The 18,460-nt window shown below is 60.2% G+C and carries 15 protein-coding genes and 2 tRNA genes; 5 read left to right on the forward strand and 12 right to left on the reverse strand.

The features are described 5' to 3' along the window. Window positions 1-47: 47 nt before the first annotated feature. From VOY09_RS12370 to VOY09_RS12400, 7 genes are read right to left on the reverse strand one after another with little or no spacing between them, the layout of a single operon-like run. Window positions 48-977: an AEC family transporter gene (locus VOY09_RS12370; RefSeq protein WP_322894292.1), complete on the reverse strand. Its 930-nt coding sequence runs from the start codon at window positions 975-977 to the stop codon at window positions 48-50. A gap of 42 nt (window positions 978-1,019) precedes the next feature. Further along, window positions 1,020-1,829 carry an MBL fold metallo-hydrolase gene (locus tag VOY09_RS12375; protein ID WP_322894291.1) on the reverse strand — a complete coding sequence of 270 codons (810 nt, stop codon included), beginning with the start codon at window positions 1,827-1,829 and terminating at the stop codon, window positions 1,020-1,022. Then, complete coding sequence (locus VOY09_RS12380) at window positions 1,826-2,614, reverse strand: TatD family hydrolase (protein ID WP_322894290.1); 789 nt, start codon at window positions 2,612-2,614, stop codon at window positions 1,826-1,828. The genes VOY09_RS12375 and VOY09_RS12380 overlap by 4 nt, the downstream gene beginning before the upstream one ends. A gap of 10 nt (window positions 2,615-2,624) precedes the next feature. Further along, on the reverse strand, window positions 2,625-3,731 hold the full coding sequence (locus VOY09_RS12385) for a DNA polymerase III subunit delta' (RefSeq protein ID WP_322894289.1): 1,107 nt from the start codon (window positions 3,729-3,731) through the stop codon (window positions 2,625-2,627). Further along, a complete protein-coding gene (tmk, locus tag VOY09_RS12390) occupies window positions 3,728-4,336 on the reverse strand; it encodes a dTMP kinase (protein WP_322894288.1) in 609 nt (202 codons plus the stop codon). The genes VOY09_RS12385 and tmk overlap by 4 nt, the downstream gene beginning before the upstream one ends. Next, entirely contained in the window at window positions 4,333-5,517 is a 1,185-nt protein-coding gene (locus tag VOY09_RS12395; RefSeq protein ID WP_322894287.1) for a D-alanyl-D-alanine carboxypeptidase family protein, read from the reverse strand. The genes tmk and VOY09_RS12395 overlap by 4 nt, the downstream gene beginning before the upstream one ends. An 11-nt stretch (window positions 5,518-5,528) precedes the next feature. Further along, window positions 5,529-6,350: an SPOR domain-containing protein gene (locus VOY09_RS12400; RefSeq protein WP_322894286.1), complete on the reverse strand. Its 822-nt coding sequence runs from the start codon at window positions 6,348-6,350 to the stop codon at window positions 5,529-5,531. A gap of 221 nt (window positions 6,351-6,571) precedes the next feature. On the opposite strand from VOY09_RS12400, the gene VOY09_RS12405 reads away from it, so the two are divergent. Continuing rightward, window positions 6,572-6,661 (forward strand) — tRNA-Ser (locus tag VOY09_RS12405). Window positions 6,662-7,207: 546 nt separating this feature from the next. Next, the gene (locus VOY09_RS12410; RefSeq protein ID WP_322894285.1) at window positions 7,208-7,549 is read left to right on the forward strand and encodes a hypothetical protein; all 342 of its coding nucleotides are present in this window, start codon (window positions 7,208-7,210) and stop codon (window positions 7,547-7,549) included. A gap of 370 nt (window positions 7,550-7,919) precedes the next feature. On the opposite strand, the gene VOY09_RS12415 is transcribed toward VOY09_RS12410, so the two are convergent. The 4 genes from VOY09_RS12415 to VOY09_RS12425 all read right to left on the reverse strand — a co-directional run bounded on the left by VOY09_RS12415 (window position 7,920) and on the right by VOY09_RS12425 (window position 12,997). Further along, window positions 7,920-10,499, reverse strand: a complete 2,580-nt coding sequence (locus tag VOY09_RS12415) for an AAA family ATPase (RefSeq protein ID WP_322894284.1) — start codon at window positions 10,497-10,499, stop codon at window positions 7,920-7,922. Window positions 10,500-10,819: 320 nt separating this feature from the next. Continuing rightward, complete coding sequence (locus tag VOY09_RS18280) at window positions 10,820-11,080, reverse strand: helix-turn-helix transcriptional regulator (RefSeq protein ID WP_416236745.1); 261 nt, start codon at window positions 11,078-11,080, stop codon at window positions 10,820-10,822. Window positions 11,081-11,372: 292 nt separating this feature from the next. Further along, window positions 11,373-12,653 (reverse strand): tyrosine-type recombinase/integrase, encoded by a 1,281-nt coding sequence (locus VOY09_RS12420; protein WP_322894283.1) that lies wholly within the window; start codon window positions 12,651-12,653, stop codon window positions 11,373-11,375. Window positions 12,654-12,724: 71 nt separating this feature from the next. Then, window positions 12,725-12,997 carry a hypothetical protein gene (locus VOY09_RS12425; RefSeq protein ID WP_322894282.1) on the reverse strand — a complete coding sequence of 91 codons (273 nt, stop codon included), beginning with the start codon at window positions 12,995-12,997 and terminating at the stop codon, window positions 12,725-12,727. A 423-nt stretch (window positions 12,998-13,420) separates the two neighbouring features. On the opposite strand from VOY09_RS12425, the gene VOY09_RS12430 reads away from it, so the two are divergent. The 3 genes from VOY09_RS12430 to VOY09_RS12440 all read left to right on the forward strand — a co-directional run bounded on the left by VOY09_RS12430 (window position 13,421) and on the right by VOY09_RS12440 (window position 17,924). Beyond that, window positions 13,421-13,497 (forward strand) — tRNA-Arg (locus VOY09_RS12430). Window positions 13,498-13,605: 108 nt separating this feature from the next. After that, window positions 13,606-16,824 carry a glycosyltransferase family 2 protein gene (locus VOY09_RS12435; RefSeq protein ID WP_322894281.1) on the forward strand — a complete coding sequence of 1,073 codons (3,219 nt, stop codon included), beginning with the start codon at window positions 13,606-13,608 and terminating at the stop codon, window positions 16,822-16,824. Further along, a complete protein-coding gene (locus tag VOY09_RS12440) occupies window positions 16,824-17,924 on the forward strand; it encodes a glycosyltransferase family 2 protein (protein WP_322894280.1) in 1,101 nt (366 codons plus the stop codon). The genes VOY09_RS12435 and VOY09_RS12440 overlap by 1 nt, the downstream gene beginning before the upstream one ends. Here the strand turns inward: VOY09_RS12440 and VOY09_RS12445 are convergent. Then, window positions 17,921-18,451 carry an NAD(P)H-dependent oxidoreductase gene (locus tag VOY09_RS12445; protein ID WP_322894279.1) on the reverse strand — a complete coding sequence of 177 codons (531 nt, stop codon included), beginning with the start codon at window positions 18,449-18,451 and terminating at the stop codon, window positions 17,921-17,923. The genes VOY09_RS12440 and VOY09_RS12445 overlap by 4 nt on opposite strands. Between the last annotated feature and the right edge of the window lie 9 nt (window positions 18,452-18,460).

Below are 18,460 nucleotides of genomic sequence, written 5' to 3' on the forward strand. Positions count from 1 at the left end.
CGTTGGAAAAAATACTCCCGCCGGAGGCACCGCCAGCGGCGGTCTTGCTACGGCAATACCGCCAGCCAGCCCCAGACCGTCAGGATCGACAATCCCGTCGCCATCAAGACCGAGGATGCGGCCACCCTTTTGGCCCGCCCATACATATTGGCGAAGAGAAAGGCATTCACCCCCGGCGCCATGGCTGCGGTCAGAATGGCCGAGCGCGTGCCAGCAACACTGAGTCCGCCCGCCTGCGCCAGCCCCCAGACGATGGCCGGATGCAGCAGCAGCGAGACAGCGACAACATACATGATCGTGCGCATGTCGCCCTCGGGCCGGTAGCGATACAGAACGCCACCCAGCCCGAACAAAGCTGCTGGCAAAGCGGCACGGACCATCAGGTCCAGCGCATCGGTCACCATGATCGGCATGGCGAGCCCCGCGACATTGACGACAAACCCCAATGCGATCCCGATGATCAACGCGTTATGGGACATCGCGCGCACGACCTTGCCGGGCAGGGTCATCATGGCGGCACCGCGGTTGCGCGCGATCTCCATCGCGGTGATGCCGACGCAATAGCAAAACGGCGTATGGATCGCGATGATGGCGTAATTGGCCTCCAGCGCAGAAACGCCATAGGCGCGTTCGGTGATGGGCAGGCCCAGCAACAGCGAATTGGAAAACAGGCAGCAAAAGCCGATGGCGACGCTGTCTTCCCAATCGCGTTTGAAAATATACCGCGCACCCAGCAACCCGGCAAGAAAGCCACCAAAGGCCCCGGCGTAAAAGCTGCCCAGCAGAACGAGGTCAAAGCTTTGTTGCAGATCAAGTGTCGAGATCGCGCGGAACAACAGGCAGGGAAGCGCGAAATTCTGGGTGAATTTCATCAGACCTTTGACGCCCGCATCGCTGAAAAAGCCGCGCCAGACCGCCAGATAGCCAAAGCCGATCACGATGAAGACCGGCAGAATAACGTCGAGCAGGGCGGCCATGGGCGTGTCCTTGAAAAACTTTTATGCCTCCGGCGGGGATATTTATGCTCGGAAGATGGGGAAGGTCAGGATCAAGCCATCATAGGCGGGCTGGATATGGGCGGGGGTCTCGGCGGCGATTGTGGCGTAGTCGAGGTCGATATGCATGTTGGTCAGGACCGCTTGTTTCGGCTGTACCTTGGCGATCCAATCCAGCGTTTTGGCAAGATGGGCATGGGTCGGATGTGGGTCGCGCCGCAGGGCATCGACGATCCAGCAGGTCAGGTTTTCCAGCGCAGGCCATGCGGCGTCGGGTATGTCAGAGACATCGGGCAGATAGGCCACGTCATTCACCCGGAACCCCAAAGCGTCGATATTGCCATGGGTCACTTTGAACGGGGTCAGGGCGATGGCCCCCCCTGCCCCGTCAATCGTGATATCCCCGTCAATTGTGTTCAGATCAAGGATCGGCGGATAGGCTGATCCTTTCGGCTGCACAAAAGCATAGCCAAAGCGCGACAGCAGCGAATCCGTCGTGTCGCCATCGGCCCAGACCTGCAGCCTTTGGCCCGTGTTGAAGACAATCATCCGCAGGTCATCGATCCCGTGGACATGATCGGCGTGCGCATGGGTATAGACCACCGCATCCAGCGTGCTGACACCGGCATCCAGCAATTGCGCGCGCATGTCGGGTGATGTGTCGATCAGCACGCGTGTCGCCTGATCGCCGCGCTGCCGCGTGATCAGCAAGGAACAACGCCGCCTTGCGTTGCGCGGATTGGCAGGGTCGCAGGCGCCCCAATGCCCGCCCAGCCGTGGCACCCCGCCCGAGGAGCCGCAGCCGAGGATCGTGAAGCTGATCGTGTCGCTCATGCCACCGCTTTCCAGAAAAGCCGGTCGAAATTTTCATTGGTCGCAGCGGCGAAATCGGCATAGTCGAGGCCGAATACCTCTGCGCCCACAGCCGCTGTATGCGCGGTATAGGCCGGCTCATTGCGCCGCCCGCGATGGGGTGGCGGGGCCAGATAAGGGCTGTCGGTTTCCACCAATATCCGGTCCAGCGGGGCGCTTGCGAAAATATCGCGCAGGTCTTTGCTTTTGGGAAAGGCCGCGATCCCCGACATCGACAGGTAGAAATCCAGATCGAGTGCGGCGCGCGCCAAAGCGGCAGAGCTGGAGAAGCAATGCATCATGCACGTGTAAGCGCCGTTGCGGTATTCCTCGGCCAGGATCCGCGCCATATCGTCATCGGCATCGCGGGCATGGATGATCAGCGGCAGCCTTGTCTCACGCGCCGCAGCGATATGGACCCGCAGGCTGGTTTGCTGAATCGCTTTGCTTTCGGCGGTGTAATGATAATCAAGGCCCGTCTCGCCGATACCGACGAATTTGGGATGCTGCGCCAGTGCGATCAACTCATCCACCGTCGCCAAAGGCTCATCCGCCGCAGACATAGGGTGGGTGCCCGCAGCGTAGAACACCGGCGCATAGGTTTCGGCGATGGCGCGCACGGCGGGTTCGTTTTTCAGCTTGGTGCAGATCGTCACCATCCGCGTGACCCCTGCTGCCAGCGCGCGCGCGATAATGTCGTCGCGTTCGCCGTCGAAATCGGGGAAATCAAGGTGGCAATGGGCGTCGGTGATCGGGCTTTGGGTCATGGCGCGGCTTTCAGGCTGCGGCGACGCCTTGCGCCGTCTCTTCAATCTTGAAGATCATATCAAGGATCAGCGCGGCAGGGTCAAGGTTCACCGCGCGGCCATGGCGCGACCTTTCGGACAAGTCCTGCTGCAAACGCGCCCAAGCCTGCGCTGCGCGCGGATTTGGGGCGATGCGGGCCAGCAGGCGCGCCTCGCCCGCAGCCCCTTGGGTTGTGGGCTCGCCGAGCAGCCCTGCCCGCGCAGCACGTGCCAGAAAGAGATCAATCAGGTCCAGTGTCAGGCCAAAACGCGCCTCGGCCCCGCGCCCGGCGCAGGCATCGGCCAGATGCAGGCCGGCCTGCCTGTTGATTTGCGGCAAGCCATCGAAAAGCTGTACCAGATCCGCATAGAGCGTCAGGCCGCCGCTGCCCAGAAGCCTTATCGCATCGCCCACCGATCCACCGGCAAGGGCGGCAAGCCCGGCGGCATTATCGGTGCTGTGCCCGGACTGTGCCAGCGCGCGCGACAGGTCATCCGGCCCCAGCGCATGGCAGCGCAATTCGCGGCAGCGTGACCTTATCGTCGGCAACAACCGCGAGGGTTGGTGTGCAACAAGCAGGATCACCGCCCCTGCAGGCGGTTCTTCGAGTTCTTTCAGGATCGCATTGGCGGCGTTGCGGTTCATCTCATCTGCCGCATCAACGATGACAACACGCCTGCCGCCATCCGTCGCGGACATCTGAAAGAAATGTTTCAGGCTGCGCACGGCATCCACGGTAATCTCGGCCCGGAATTTGCCAGTCTTGTCATCCCAAGGCCGCCGGATCAGCGCAAGGCGCGGATGTGCCCCAGATTGCACCAGCTTGGCATCGGGGTGGTCGGGGGATACCGCCAATGTCGGATCACCGAGCATATCGAGCGGTTCATCCGCCAGCAGGAAGGTCGCGATTTTCCATGCGAGCGTTGCCTTGCCCACACCGCGCGGCCCGGTGATCAACCAACCTGAATGCATCCGACCGGCGCTGAAAGCATCAAGAAAGGCCTGTTCTGCACCTTGCTGGCCGTAAAGCGTGGCGGTTTCGCGCGGATGCGGCGCACCGGCGATCTGGTCGGGGGCAAGGACGGCATCATCGCTCATAAATGCGCGGCCACGTCGCGGGCGATCTGGTCCATGGTGCGGTTGCCGTCGATCACCACGCAGCGCGCGGGTTCGGCCTGGGCCAAGGCCAGAAAGCCATGCCGCAGGGTTTCCTGAAACGACAGGCCGAAATCCTCGAACCGGTCTTCGCCAGATTTGCGGGCAAGGCCGCGTTGCAGGGCGGTGGCGGGGTCCATGTCGATGATGAAAGTCAGATCAGGTTCGCGTCCGATCATCAGATCATGCAAAGTATCAACCTTGGCCCGCAGATCACCGCGCGTGGCACCTTGATAAACGCGGGTGCTGTCGGCAAAACGGTCAGAGACCACGGTTTTGCCAGCGGCAAGCGCAGGCAGGATCGTCTTTTCCAGATGGTCGCGGCGGGCGGCGGTGAACAGCAGGATTTCGGTCTCGGCAGACCAGCGGTCGGTATCGCCGGTCAGCAAAAGCTGGCGGATATCCTCGGCCCCCGGGCTGCCGCCGGGTTCGCGGGTCAGGATCACATCGCCGCCCTGCGCGCGCAGATGATCGGCGAGACGGCGTGCCTGCGTCGATTTACCGGATCCGTCGATCCCTTCAAAGGTGATGAAGCGCGGCTGACTCATGCGCCATTCGCAGGCGCATCAGCATCGGGCGCAAACCCGTATTTTCCCCAGAGCACCATGGCCGCCGTGCGCATCCGGGCGCTGAAACCACCTGCGGGCACATCGGCTTCGGCCACCAAAGGCACGCGTTTTTCGGGCAATCCGTCAAGCGTGATGATCAATTCGCCCAAAGGCTGGCCTGCTGTGACGGGGGCCTGCACCGGCCCGTCAAACACGACCTGCCCTTCGACGGCACCCTGATGCAGGATGGGCACCAGCAGGCTGATATCTTCGGCGACCGTCAGACCAACGCTCTGCTCTGCGCCCATCCAGACATCGGCGGTCGCAACGCGGGTGCCTGCGGTCGCCACATCGCGTTCGGCAAATTGCCGGAAGGCCCAATTGACGATCCGTTCGGATTCTTCAGCGCGTTCGGCCATGCTGTCCAGACCAGTGATGACGAAGATCACCCGCCGGTCGCCCTGCACCGCTGATCCGGCGAGGCCATAGCCTGCCTCTTCGGTATGGCCGGTTTTCAGACCATCGGCACCGATCCCCATGCGCAGGATCGGGTTGCGGTTTTGTGAATTGGACGGCACCCGGCCATCAAAGGCAAATTCGGTTTCGGCGAACAACGGATAAAAGGTTGGAAAGTCACTGATCAGACGGCTGGACAGAATACCCAGATCTTCGGTCGCCATCCGGTGCCCTGCGGCGGGCCAGCCGCTCGCATTGACGAAGACAGAATTGTTCATGCCCAATTGACGCGCGCGTTCGGTCATCATCCGGCCAAAGCCAGCCTCGGTCCCGTCGGGCGACAAAGCCTCGGCCAGAACGACGCTTGCGTCGTTGCCTGACAGCACGATCACACCGCGCAACAAATCCTCGACCCGGACCCGGTCTGTGGTGTCCAGAAACATTGATGACCCGCCAAAGCTGGCCGCATGGGCAGACACTGGCAAAACGTCATCAACGGATAGCCGCCCCTCGGTGATCGCCTCGAACGCCATATAGATCGTCATCAGCTTGGACATGGAGGCAGGTGGCAAAGGCGTCGATGCATCCTTAGCCAGCAACACGGTGCCGGTCGTCTGATCATAGACGTAGGCCGCACGCGCATTTGTTTCAAAAGCCTGCGCCTGTGCCATGGTTGCGCAAAGCATCATGATACCGGCGGTCAGGCCCTGGGTGACTGTCTTCATGACTGGCCCTTTCACGTTGGGTTCTGCAAGATATAGGCGTCAGGGAACCCCAGAGCGCGCAAGCGCGCCAAAGCGACCTGATCCGGCACTGGTCCTGCCACAACGCGCCAAGTCTGGCGACCTGCGGATTGCAGCGGGATTACACTGGCAGTGAAGCCAGCCGACTGCAAGGTTGCGGCAGCAGCATCTGCATTCCCCTGCACACCGAAAATACCGACCTGCGCCAGTGTGGCCGGGGGTTGACCAGAATCGGGCGGGGCTGGCGCGGCGGGCGGCAAAGCCACCGCGACAGGTTGAGTGGCCGCGGGCGCAGCAGCGGGCTCAAGTTCCGCGGCCGCAATTTCGGCTGGGGTGGCGAGCGGCGCGAGATCGGCATCAGCGGCAGGCTCTGCCTGAGCGACGACCTCTTCGCGGCGCAAAGCGACGACGCTTAACTCAGTCGGGGCGCCAGCGAGGATACCCAGCGCCTCAGCCGCATCTGATGACAATTGCAAGGCAGGGCCGGGATTTGCGCGTTCGCGCCGGAACAAAGCGCCAATCGTGGATTGCCCGTTGGCCACGTTGCGGATCACCACACGCTCTGGGTCGCGCACATCGGGATGGGCCACCCAGATGCCGCCAAGCGAGGGCCGTCCGTCCCAAAGGCCGCGATCCGTGGCCTCAAATATGTCTGGCCTCTCAACGTCTTGTTCACCGCGCGTGATCATCGGGCCGGATTGATCGCCAAGGACGGCGGTGCTGACAGCCTCTTCACAGGCAGACACCAGGGTCACGGCGGATAGGACTGCGGCCAGTTTCAGCCAGCGCCCTTTGGTGATCAAAATGCCTGTCATTCCCCACTCTCCAACCCAACGCCAACCGACGATGAAATCGGTCCTTCAACCGCACCGGACCGCGGTGACCGATTATCAATCCGGTCTGATCACATATCCACCTTGGCACAGATACCCGCAGGACCAGCACATGGAAAGCCGGAACCCCGATTTGTCGGCGATTTTCCCCGCCAGCAAAGCTGCTTTCCGAATCATTTCCCAGCCGCTAACAGGGCTCAGTCGGAGGAGTGGCAGAGTGGTTGAATGCACCGGTCTTGAAAACCGACGTAGGTGAAAGTCTACCGTGGGTTCGAATCCCACCTCCTCCGCCAAGATTGCTATACAGGTCTTTGTTTTTATTCGTTTTTACTTACATCAAATTCGGCCTGCCCCCTTATATGCCCCCTTACTTTTTGCACTGGGGGTCTATCAAGCCCCTGCTGGGAATTAGCATATACCTCCGGTGGCCCTCTTGATTCGCTGCCTGTCCCATCAATCCTAAATCTGGCATGCACCGTGGTTAAAATGTCGTGCTGTAAATCGACGGTGATTTCATTTTACTGTGAGCGAACCCGGATCGATGCCCCTGCCGTGTTCAAGGACAGGACGGCGCATCCTCCCATTCGCCTGTCCTCGGCCCCACCCCCCGGCCTACCCCGGCGCAGACGCGCTTTCACTTATATAGGCTACGCCCATAGCGGCACTCTGCTGGAAGTTCTGACATTTTTGACAAACCGCATGGTGGTGCCGCTCTCCGAGTGAAGGCGCGGCGAGTGACTATTGCATGTGTTATAACATAACAACTGACATCGATATCAACCGCGCACTAAACTCGGCGGGGGTGGTTGTTTGAACAAGGTGCGAACATGAGAAGATTGTTGCGGTTTCTGATTTGCATGGCTGCAATCGCAGCGGGGGCGGCGCTCGGTTTGATAGTGCTGGGCAGGGCAATGCGCACCGGCTGGTATGGCTGCACAGCGGTTTTACGCAACCCTGACACTGGCTGGGTTTCCGGCCTTCAAGGGCTGTCGGAAGAAATGATAGCAGAGCAACTCCGGCAGGGGGCGGGCCTGATGTTCTTTTGCCAGACAATCGCTGGCCAAATTTATGTCGGACCAATCGTAAACTCTGCGGTGATCGCGCTGTCCATAATACTTCCCGCAGCGATAGCTTTGGTCGTGGCGGTCAAAGCAACAAGGCGGCTCCGCTCAACATACTGATCGCGGAATGGGACGCGGGATGCACTGTCGAAACGACGGACACGGACGTCTGCACTGTTACGCTGATCATGCAGCCCTTGCCGGGTTTTGCGGAAGTGTCTGCGGAAGTGTCTGCCGGGACTGCCGCCCGCACACTTGGTTTTCCCGGCAGGGGGCTGTCGTTTCTGACGTCCTGATAAACCCCTTAAAAACTGCGGGTGCGGAAGTCTTTTCCTATAGTGAAACTACTACCTCCGCAGGGGTTCCCCCTTGAGGGGGGAACACCCCGCAACGGCACTGGTTTTGTGGCCAGCGCGGAAGCCTGCGGAAGTGTTTGCGGGCGTTCACGCGGACCTCCGCACATCCCAGCGCCCCTGCCGGAAACACGATGTTAGCGCGCGCCATCCGCGTCCACGTCTGCGTCCGTCGCTTCAACATCCGCGTCCGCGTCACCAGCTTCTACCCGGACGCGCCCCACAGCGATACATTTGCGGTCGTGTCTATCTGCGCCCTTCTCTTGCGTCTGGACCAGCCAACCGTCAGTTACCCCGCTTTGGATCAGTGTTGCCATTTCCTGACGCGCGAATAGTTGCTGCGGGGTCAAGCTATCATTCGTTGCACCCATCGGCCCCACGTCCACGTTGAGTGCCTCCGCAACAAGAAAGCCTATCCAACCGCGCGGCGAGTTCTTGGCCTCGATCCGGCGATCTGGCCCAGCGCCGTTCAGCGCCTCTTGCACCGCCATGATATCCGCGTCGCCAACCGCATGGCCAACTGCAACAGCGGGCGGCGTCCAAGGTTCGACCGTCTGCACGTTGTCCCCTGCCGGATAGTCACGGGTGCCGTTGCCCAGCGCCACACTAGCAAGGTGCAACCACGTCGCATTTTGGACAGGGGCAAGGTTCGCCTTTCCGTTATCGACGCGGATGTAGCGCCAGCGATCATTTTCGCCGATCCCCAGCTTCTTTGCGTCCCCAGCCGCCATGCGGCCAAGCTGGCGCACGTTGCGGGCGGCATCCACGAAAGCGGATGCACCCCGCGATGCACCCGCCCCCGCACCTTGCATGTCTGTTGCCGCGCCCTTCCCTGTATGGTGAACCAGAACGATTGCGGCACCAGTTTCATGCGCTACCTTGCGCAGCGCCCCCATCAGCGTGTTTGCAGCCTCGTTGGAGTTCTCCGGCAGGGTGTGCAAAGCCGCCAGCGGATCAAGGATTACCACGTCGATCCGGTTTTCCTTGATCCACGTTGTCAGCTTTTCCATCGCACCAGGCACGATTTCCAGCCCATCACGCCCCTGCCGGGCAAGCATCATGGGCATGTCGCGCCCAGACGTAAGAAACAGCCGCCCCCCAATCTCTTTTTCCGTAACCGCGTGGTGCTTCATCGCGCCATGCAGCCGACGCAAGGCTTCTTCCCGGTCGTCTTCTTCGTTATGGTAAAGCACCCGCAACGGACGGTGCGGCTGGTCGCCCAGCAAGGGTCGGCCCGACGCCATCGCAATCGCTTCAACCATCGCAAGCGCCGATTTACCCGTCCCACCCGGCGCGACAATCATAGAGAGATACCCGGCGATCACGTTCTTCCCGTAAAGCCACTTGCGGGGCGGAAGCTGTGCAACCCCACCGCCTTGGGCATAGCGGGTCAGGTCCGCGTCGCCCATCGCAGCAACGTTTGCAGCAGCAGCGTTGGCATAATCGGCGGCGGCGGCGGCGGCTTTCACCTGCACGTGGCCTGCCGGGTTGGACTGTTCGAGCATCCGCATAAGTGCGCCCCAACCCGAATGGGTCGCCCCCATAGTGTCCCAAACACGTTCGGTTTCCGCCGGATCGCCGCCAAAGTGCCATCGCGCGCCCCACTCCATAGCCGCGTCGCGGCCATCAGCCTCAAAACCACCAGCAACGGCAGCACCTTTGACCGCTGCCACGACGCGCAGGAAATCATCCCGGTCATCAAACGGGCCGTCGTTTGGCAGTGCTTCGACGGCCATGCGCAGCACGGCTGCGCTGGGCGCAGGCCAGCCCGTCTTTACCGCACTGCTGGGGGTAGCGACCACCCCAGGTGCCGCGCCCGCGTTGTGCTTGCCCGGCAGGCCAAGGCGGTCAGCCACGCCTTCCAGCGCGGCGCAGAGGTCAGCCACCGTCAACGGTCCATAACTGACACTTCCACCGTCCGCCCCGTGCCGGAGTGTCGCCACCACCGGCACGTTGCCTCGCTCACGCTTGGATGCGGTCGGCAGGTTCACAGTGAAGGGCAGTCGCGCAACACGCGGCGCGTCCGCCAAGTTGTCGGCACCCAACCGCGCCATCACGTCTTTGAGCGGGGCGACCGATGCGGCGACGTCTTTTCCATCGTCGGCCAAAGGCAAAACAACGTGGACGCCATTACCAGTATCGAACACGGCCAGCACGTCCGTGACGTCACGGATCGCTGCCACCGTCTGGGACCAGTCAGGGTCCACGTCCGGCGCTTCGTGCATATCAAGGTCAAACACGGCGACGCGACGGGGAACGGCAGCGACATGTGGTGCGCTTGCTGGTCGGTCCGTGCCAGCAAATTCAGCGACACGTGGCTGGATGCCGTAATACAGGTTATTGACCGCGTTGTGCTTCTGAATGAACGCTTTCATCGCAGCGCGTTCGGTCGGATCATCCAGCCGTCCATTGATTTGCCCAGCGCTGCCCCCTGCCTGACGAAAGGCGCGCAGTTCGATCACGTCGTCAGGGCGAAAGACCGGCGCAATTGCGTCCAGTGCGCGCGTTGCAGCAGGCCCAGCAGCCAACAGGGCATTGACCCGGCCTGCGACGTCAGCAGGTGGCACAACACCCAGCGCCAGTTCGCATTGCAAGCGCCCTGCGGACCCGGCAGTGGCTAAGCCGTGATGTTCCGCTTGCGTCAGAACAGGGATCAATTCGTGTGCATTGTCTGCACTGTCAGATTGCAGCGGTGGTGCAGTTGGGGTATGTTTCATATGAGCATCTTTCTCGGGACCGCCTGCCCGGACAGGGGCAGCGCGGTCCATTGTGTCTACAGGACTGGTTGGCGGGCTATTCAGACCAATGGTGAGCATTGCGGGCGATCCAGTCGTCCGCCCTTGCTTGGGCTTCGCCTTGATTCATTTCTTTCGCAGCTATGCGTTGCGCATTCTCTTGGACAGCGGCCTTATGCTGGACTTCCGCCAACAATCGGTCAAATGTGCCGGGTCCGCAGTCGGCGTCTAACCACTGCTTCATGGTGCAAAAGTAGCGATACCAGTATGGGGGGTCTGTCTCGCCCGGCAGGCGGGAAGGGTCAGGCATGCCTAGCATGATCGCCCCCTGCCGGGTGAAGGCCTGCAACATAATCAACGATCTGTTGGCCAGTCCATCTGACAGTCCGAGGGCCAATCTGTAGTGGCAGCGGAAATTGACCGTTCTTCCGCCAAAGATAAATGGTTGAGATATGCACACCCAATTGGGCGGCGACTTCTTGGCCAGTGTAAAGGCCGTTAGGCCGAATGTCTGGCTGGGGGGTGGGTGAATAGGTCAAACGTCTTGCTCCATACAGTGCCACGGCTAATTCCGGGTCGCGTGGTCATGTTGAGCCTTCCTTTTCTACCTGCGCCCGACAGCACTGCATTTGGTATCGGGGTGATTTCTTGCTACAACAGATAGCGCGTCATGCCTTGTTCGCACAAGCCCTATTAACCTCCTAACTCATTGATTTTATTCTGACAAAACAGACAATAAAACCTGACAGGACTGTCAAGCTGCGCCGTGTCACCAAAAAGGGATTTGTGTTTGGCATCATTGGGCGGGACGCTGCAACCTGATCTGGCAATGCCAGGGCTACACCGCTGGGGTATTCAGCCCGCTTTTGTCGACGCGTTGTCCGCATCAGGCGCGCTCATGTAGGCTTCCCATTGCGCCATCAGCCTGCGCCGCCGGTCAAAGGCATCCCCTCTCCGATAGGCGGCATCCACCTTGTCTCCGACTGTGTGAGCGAGGGCAGACCGGATTGTGCCGTGTGCCGCCTCCGCGCAGTCTTCCGCCCAGTCGCGGAACGTTGACCGGAACCCGTGGACGGTGATCGTTGTGCGCCCCATGCGCTTGAGGACAGCCGCCATAGTCATGTCCGACATTGGCTTGCCTTCCCGTGCGCCGGGGAACACCAACGCGGTGCCGTCCTTGTCACCGGCAGGGCGCATGATTTCGACTTGCCGCAAGATTTCCAACGCGCGGGTTGTGAGCGGGACACGGTGGTCCCGCTTTGCCTTCATCCGCCTGCCGGGGATCGACCAACGCGCATCGCCGATGTCGATTTCAGACCACGTGGCACCCCGCACTTCGCCAGACCGCGCGGCGGCTAAAATGGTGAACTCCAACGCCAGCGCAGCAACACCGTCCCGCATGCGCAGGTCGGCAATGAAAGCGGGCAGGTCTTTCCACGGTAGGGCAGCGTGGTGTCCGCGTTCGGCACTGGAAACCTTGGGCAAGAGGTTCTCTAGATGCCCTTTCCACCTTGCTGGGTTCCCGCCCGTCCGCAGTCCAGTGGCGGACGCTGCGTCCAGCAGGCGCTCTATCCGGCCCCGGACGCGGGTTGCCGTCTCGTGCTTACCCGTCCAAATCGGCTTGAGAATGCGTAGCACGTCGTCCGTGGTGATATCTGGCAGGGGGCTGTCCCAGATCGGAGCGGCGTAGGTCTTCAATGTGTTTTGCCATTGTTGGCGGTGCTTTGGGTTGCGGAATTGGCTTAGGTTGTCACGTAGCCAGTCTTCCGCAAATGGCCCAAAGGCGGTGGGCGCAGCCTTGATCGCCTCGACGCGCTTGCGCTCGGCCTCGGCGTCCCGGTGCTGAATTGGATCAACACCTTGCCGTGCCAATCGCTTGGCCGCGTCCGCTGCGTCACGCGCATCAGCAAGAGATACCCTGCCACTACCCCCTGCCGGACCAAGGCCCATTTCGCGGCGCTTGCCGGTCATGGGCGACGTGTAGCGCAGCAGCCATCGCTTTCCGCCGGTGGTGGTGATGTGCATCAGCAACCCACCTCCGTCCATGTAGTAGCCGGGTTCGGTCGCCGTCTCGACCTGTCGTGCCGATAGACGGTTGGTCGTGCGGGACCGCTTGGCGAGGGTTTGCGCGTTCATAGCATGATCCTTTGGTGATGGGGTGTTAATGCCCCTGCCGGGCGTTGAGTTACCCGGCATCAGAGTTCACGTCAGATGCCCATCAGGGCGCGGTATGACCCGACAAGGCCTACCGGCACTGCGGCTTCGTATGCAGCCATTTCGGTGGACAGCCCTTCATCCTCTATCAACGTGACAATGATTCCCGGCAAATCTACCCACTCATGCGGCAGGAGTGCCAAGGCTTCGTCGGACAGTCCCGGCAGGGCAGCAAGGACGGCGGCGAAACCTGCGCCGTGCTTGGCGTAGTCGATGTGCAGAGGGATGGGCGAAGGGTTCAGATGGGCAGCATTGGGAAGCTTCATTCTAGGGGCCTCTAAATAAGGGGGCATGATTGCCCCTGCCCCTCTTTCTGCCCCCTTACAAGTTTCGATTGCAAGCGAAAACATCAGAACCCAATGAATATCTCTTGTCAGTTTTGTCATACTTACAGTAGGTTAAAACCCGCAAACTTGAGGCATTTAGATGTTATACGAACACAACCGAATAAATCATGGCGGACACCTCCTCCGCCAGATGATCCGATCACTGCCACGACGAATTGCAGGCAGGACGGGTCCAAGGCGAAATCCGTTCCGCCGGTGGTCCGACAGGATTGAATAGTGAAACGACCAGACATCAGTGGCTCGCAGTCGTCGTCTCGAACTCGTTTTTTGTGCCCGCGCATAGCGGTGCGTCCGGTTCCTACTTGCCAAATGGGCCTGTCCCGCGCCATACCGCGCCGTAGCGGTCTCATAGCTCAACTGGATAGAGCAGCTGACTTCTAATCAGCAGGTTCGGGGTTCGAGTCCTCGTGGGATCGCCATTCTAACCGTTATTCAAAGCTGACATCACCCTTGACCTTGGCCATGGATTAAGGGACTTTCATGGCTGTCCGGCAGACCTGTGGCGGACGGTTGGTTTAAAGGTTCCCATGTCGGATTTACCCATTATCGCCTCTCTTTGGATTGGCGGCAATCTGAGCTACATTGAACAATTGTGTCTCAAGTCATTTGCCGATCACGGGCACCGGACGCTGCTTTACACCTATGAGCCGGTCGACAATGCCCCGCCGGGGGTCGAGACGCTGGATGCCAATGCGATTTTCCCGGCATCCGATTTTATCCGGCATGCCGAAAGCGGATCACCGGCGGTGCATGCCGATGCTTTCCGGTACAAGATGATCGCCTTGCAGAATGTGATCTGGGTGGATGCGGATATGCTGTGCATGCAGCCTTGGGCGTTCAAGGATCAATGGGTCTTTGGTTGGGAAAAGACAGACCGGCTGGTCTGTAATGCCGCGCTGGGATTGCCGCGGTTTTCGCGCACGCTCGGTTTGCTCAATGATTTCTGCAAGGATGAATATCCGATCCCACCCTGGGCCGATGACGAGGAGCGTGCACAGCTGGAGGCAGCGGCGGCGGCTGGCCAGCCGGTGCATGTGTCAGAGCTGAAATGGGGCGTCTGGGGTCCATCGGCGCTGACCTATTTCCTCGAACAGACCGGTGAAATTGCCCATATCCTGCCGCAAGAGGCGTTTTACCCGATTTCGTTCAAGGACCGGCGGATGCTGCTGGCACCACAGCGCCGCGTCAACGGGCAATTGGGGAAGGGTTGTTATGGTGTCCACCTGTGGAACCGCCGCCTGAGCCGCCGCCTTGTGACCAACCACGACGGCTTGCCACCCGAGGGCAGCTTTATCGCGCAGGCTTTGTTACGCCATCAGATTGATCCGTTGCGCGCGCCGATCCCGGACCGCCCTCCCAAGGGCTATCCGACACAATCGGAACTGGCACAGGCCGCGCTGGAAGGGCGGGAAATTCCCCTCCCTGCCGCTGCCCCGTCAGTAGCTGCCGCCCCCCCCCTGCCGCCTGCTATGCGCGAAATATGGCGCGGCAAGCCGCTCGACCGCCTGATTCAATCGCCGCACTATCAAGCGGCGATTGACAATCTGGAACTGCGCACCAATGATCTGGCTGATCGTCTGCCCCCGCCTGACGCGCCAATGTCGCATGATCACATTCTGATCCTGACCTCGATGAAAAACGAAGCGCCGTTCATTCTGGAATGGATCGCCTATAATCTGGCCATCGGGGTGACGCATTTTCTGGTCTATACAAATGATTGCACCGACAATACCACTGCCATTCTCGACCGGTTGGCAGAGCTGGGCCATGTCACGCGCCGCGACAATCCTTGGGACCCCGCGTCGGACAAGAAGCCGCAGCATGTGGCCCTGCAGGATGCGCTTGATCAACCGGCCTATCAGCGCGCGGATTGGGTGCTGACCATCGATATCGATGAATTCGTCAATATCCATGTCGGTGACGGGACCTTTGCTGATTTCTTTGACGCGGCAGGTGATCCCAATGTAGTGTCCTTTACGTGGAAGTTCTTTGGCAATGACGGCGTTGATATCTACGAGGACAAGCCGATCATGGCGCAATTCACCGCCTGCGCGCCGGAATTCATCCCCAAACCAAGGCTGGGTTGGGGTTTTAAAAGCATGGTACATAAATCCGCCCCCTATACCAAGATCGGCGTGCATCGCCCGCTTGACCTGAATGACGAGGCCAACCTGCCTGCCGTACGATGGGTGAACGGATCTGGCCGTGCGATGCCAGAGGCTTTGCTGACCAATAATGGCTGGCGGTCGACCAAACGATCGCTCGGCTATCGGCTGGCGACGTTGAACCATTATATTCTGCGCTCTGCTGACAGTTTTCTGGTCAAGCGCGACCGTGGCCGGATTAATCACACTGATCAGGATCAGGGCATCGATTACTGGATGCGGCGAAACTACACGACCGAAACCGATGCGCGGATGCAGCACCGTCTGCCGATGATGCAACGCCAGCTGGACCGATTGATGGCCGATCCGCAACTGGCGCAATTGCATCGTGATGCCGTCGCCTGGCATAAACACAAGATCGCAGAGCTGAAAGCTGACCCCGATTATGCCGCACTTTACGATGCGGTGACACAGGTTGTGCGCCCTGATGCCATCTATATCACCAAGCCTGAAGGCGAAGATACTGCCGCCAATGACATCCTGATCCCAGAACCGGAGCAGATGACCCTGTCACCAGAAGAGGTTGCCGCGAAAACGGCGATGCTGCGTGATATGCTGCATGGCAATCTGCGGCGTGATGATGCGCCCGGCCCTGAACCGCGCGCAGCGACGGCCCCTGCCATTGTGCCGATTGCCGCGTCCGATATCTGGCTACCGCAAGCGCCAGCCTCCGCCCTGACAGAACCGCGCGATCCACGCTTTCTTGAGGCGCGCAATCACGCAAGCAAAAATGCAGGATTTTTCTGGGAAGGCCCTGAAAACGCTTTGTATTTCGAACCTTTTGGCAAACGGCTGGTCGTCACTTTTGACAATCTCTCGATCGTCAATGGCGAAGGGCCGCGATGGCCTTGGGGCTATGATTTCCTGACCAAGACAATGGGATGTTCTGTGCTGGGTGTGATGGCCAACAAGCGCAACTGGTTCCGCGAAAGCTTTGTTCATGACAGTTTCGATCTGTTGCGCGACGGTGGCTTCTTCCGGCAATTCGACGAGGTGCTGTTTTACGGTGCCTCGATGGGGGGGTTCGCGGCGCTGACCTATGTGCGCTGCGCGCCGGGCGCGCGCGTGCTCGCGATTGCCCCGCAATCAACGCTGGATCGCCGGATCATGCCAGATGAGGATCGCTGGGGCTGGACCGCGCGCCTGAACTGGGACGACCGCTATGGCGATGCGGCGGGTCATACCGGTGACGCGGCCGAGGTGATCACGCTGCATGATCCCTATTTCGCACCCGATCAGGCGCAGGTCGCGCGGTTGTCAGGCGGGAACCTGCGGCATTTGCGGATGCCGTTCTTTGGACATCAATTGCCCAATGCTCTGGTGAATATGAAAATCCTCAAGCCGATGCTGATCGATATGTTCGCGGGCGACCTGAGCGATGAGCGGTTTTATACGCTGCTGCGCGCGCGCCGCGATCTGCCGCGCTATCAACATGATCTGTTGATGAAGGCGGAAGAGAAAAACCGTGTGAACCTCGCGATCAAAGTCTGCGAATATACGCTGAAAAAACGGGATGCCTCGAATATCGCCCGGTCGCTGCGGCGGTTGCGGGCAGCTTTGGCCGCACAGGATGATGCGTGATGGCAAGGCGGCTGATCATCACCTGCATGAAAAACGAAGGCCCGTTCATTCTGGAATGGGTCGCGCATCATCTGTCCATCGGGTTTGACCATTTTCTGGTCTTCACCAATGATTGCGACGATGGCACCGATGCCGTGCTGGATTGTCTGGCCGAGGCGGGCATCGTCACGCGGATGGACAACCCTTACCAGCAGATGGGCGAAGGATTTAACCCGCAGAAAGGCGCGCTGAAATACGCGGAATCGCTCGATCTGGTGCGCGAGGCGGAATGGATTCTGGTCTCTGACGTGGATGAATTCGTCAATATCCATGTCGGCGACGGCGATCTGGATGCGTTGTTCGCCGCCGTGCCGGAAGCGGCGCTGATTTCCATGCAATGGCGGTTGTTCGGCAATAGCGGACAATTGCAATACGACGATGTGCTGCTGACCGAAAGGCATGTGCAGTGCGCGCCAAAATACTGCCCTGCCCCGATTCAAGCCTGGGGCATCAAGACATTGTTCCGCACGGACGGCAAAGGTGTGGCCGGGGCCTATGAACGGCTGGGGGTCCACCGCCCCTTGAAGCGGCGGTTCCGACCGATGCCGCATTGGGTCAATGGGTCCGGCATGCCATTGCCCGAAGATTATGCCGATGCGGGCTGGCGGCTCGGGATCCGTGATCATGGCTATGATCTGGTCACGCTGAACCATTACGCCGTGCGTAATTGCGAAAGCTTTCTGGTCAAACGCGACCGGGGCCGGGTGAACCATGTCGACCGGGACCAGGGGTTGGCCTATTGGATGCGGATGAATTTCAACATGGAAAGTGACAGGTCCATCCAGCGCCGCCTGCCCCAGACACGCGCCGCATTGGCGCATCTGCACGGCATAGTCGGGGTGACGGCGCTACATGAGGCTGCCGTCGCGGCGCATCGCGCCAAGATCATCGATCTGCTCGCGCGTGACGATATGCAGCGGTTTTATACCGAGATATCGTCAGACAAACTGGCTGTGATTTCGCGGCATCTGAACCTGTTCAGCCGGGTGGAGCTGGATCAGGGGCCTGATGCGGTCCCGGACGATCTGGTTGCGGCGTTACAGCGGGTACCGATCCTTTAAGTAGCGCATCTGTCACAGAAATCCGCGATCTGCGGCGCGATAAAGGCCAGAAAGTCAGGGTCGCTGAACTGCCCATCGACCAGCTTTTTGGGCGCATGCGGCACGACAATTTCCTGCCCCGGATGCACCCGCGCCAGCATACCGTTCAGGATATATTTCAGATGCGCCTGCGCACGTACCCCGCCCAAAGCGCCAGCAGATACGCTGATGATCAGACAAGGCTTGTCCACGAACACCGAGGCATAAGCAGGCCGAGACGCCCAATCGATGGCGTTCTTCAATACGCCGGGGATGGAATAATTATATTCCGGGGTGACAAAGATCAGCCCGTCCGCATTTGTGATCTGCGCCACGAAATCTGCAGTAGCGGCTCCGCCATCATGGTCGGCGTTATAATGCGGGATGGTCCCGATATCCGCTGTGGCCTGTGGCACCCCTTTGGGCAGGCTGTCCAGCACAGTGCGCAGCACCGCCTTGGAAGATGACGCCGCCCGCAGCGAGCCTGCTATGCCCAAAATCTGTGTCATGTCGTTGTC

Source organism: Yoonia sp. 67-2 (assembly GCF_035117555.1).
GTDB lineage: Bacteria > Pseudomonadota > Alphaproteobacteria > Rhodobacterales > Rhodobacteraceae > Yoonia.

What these genes read in the sequence shown, in the direction of transcription:
- VOY09_RS12370 (WP_322894292.1), bottom strand. Translation starts at nt 977, where the DNA reads ATGGCCGCCCTGCTCGACGTTATTCTGCCGGTCTTCATCGTGATCGGC.
- VOY09_RS12375 (WP_322894291.1), bottom strand. Translation starts at nt 1,829, where the DNA reads ATGAGCGACACGATCAGCTTCACGATCCTCGGCTGCGGCTCCTCGGGC.
- VOY09_RS12380 (WP_322894290.1), bottom strand. Translation starts at nt 2,614, where the DNA reads ATGACCCAAAGCCCGATCACCGACGCCCATTGCCACCTTGATTTCCCC.
- VOY09_RS12385 (WP_322894289.1), bottom strand. Translation starts at nt 3,731, where the DNA reads ATGAGCGATGATGCCGTCCTTGCCCCCGACCAGATCGCCGGTGCGCCG.
- tmk (WP_322894288.1), bottom strand. Translation starts at nt 4,336, where the DNA reads ATGAGTCAGCCGCGCTTCATCACCTTTGAAGGGATCGACGGATCCGGT.
- VOY09_RS12395 (WP_322894287.1), bottom strand. Translation starts at nt 5,517, where the DNA reads ATGAAGACAGTCACCCAGGGCCTGACCGCCGGTATCATGATGCTTTGC.
- VOY09_RS12400 (WP_322894286.1), bottom strand. Translation starts at nt 6,350, where the DNA reads ATGACAGGCATTTTGATCACCAAAGGGCGCTGGCTGAAACTGGCCGCA.
- VOY09_RS12415 (WP_322894284.1), bottom strand. Translation starts at nt 10,499, where the DNA reads ATGAAACATACCCCAACTGCACCACCGCTGCAATCTGACAGTGCAGAC.
- VOY09_RS12420 (WP_322894283.1), bottom strand. Translation starts at nt 12,653, where the DNA reads ATGAACGCGCAAACCCTCGCCAAGCGGTCCCGCACGACCAACCGTCTA.
- VOY09_RS12425 (WP_322894282.1), bottom strand. Translation starts at nt 12,997, where the DNA reads ATGAAGCTTCCCAATGCTGCCCATCTGAACCCTTCGCCCATCCCTCTG.
- VOY09_RS12435 (WP_322894281.1), top strand. Translation starts at nt 13,606, where the DNA reads ATGTCGGATTTACCCATTATCGCCTCTCTTTGGATTGGCGGCAATCTG.
- VOY09_RS12440 (WP_322894280.1), top strand. Translation starts at nt 16,824, where the DNA reads ATGGCAAGGCGGCTGATCATCACCTGCATGAAAAACGAAGGCCCGTTC.
- VOY09_RS12445 (WP_322894279.1), bottom strand. Translation starts at nt 18,451, where the DNA reads ATGACACAGATTTTGGGCATAGCAGGCTCGCTGCGGGCGGCGTCATCT.